The sequence below is a fragment of the Vibrio sp. 2130-1 genome (assembly GCF_033339515.1).
Window position 1 is genome coordinate 1 of the sequence record NZ_JAWOUT010000793.1, and the last position, 502, is coordinate 502.

The 502-nt window shown below is 46.4% G+C and carries 1 protein-coding gene; it reads left to right on the forward strand.

Annotated elements, in window-relative coordinates; all coding sequences use genetic code 11:
* Window positions 1-502 (forward strand): SLBB domain-containing protein (locus R7Q09_RS28740; protein ID WP_318144284.1); only part of this gene is annotated, 502 nt, incomplete at both ends.

The following is a 502-nucleotide window of genomic DNA, read 5'->3' on the forward strand; positions in this document are numbered from 1 at the left end:
GCGCTACCCAATTACCCCACGTATGACGATTTCTACCTTAATTGAAGCTGCGGGTGGCTTAACTTATAACGCATTTACCATCAACGCCGAGTTAGCTCGTACGGTAATTAACAGTAAAGATGAGCGCGCTTCTATTGATGTTGAGCGTATTGATTTGCGCCAAGCCATCAAAGGTAGTGCTGTTGACGATGCCATTATTGTTGGCAGAGATCGCTTAAATATACTCGAGAAGCCAGACGTCAAACTACAAAGTACAGTAACACTTCAAGGCGAAGTTCGCTTCCCTGGTACTTATACTGTCCGTCAAGGCGAGACCTTAGGCGAGTTGCTTGAACGTGCTGGTGGTCTAACCGAATTTGCACACCCGCAAGGGGCTATCTTTACTCGTGAGGCTTTACGTCTTAAAGAGCAAAAGCTATTAAACCAATATGCCGCAGATATGCGAGCAGAAACCGCGAAGAAAACCTTCCGTGCAGACAGCAATATGGGTTCGGTGATCTCA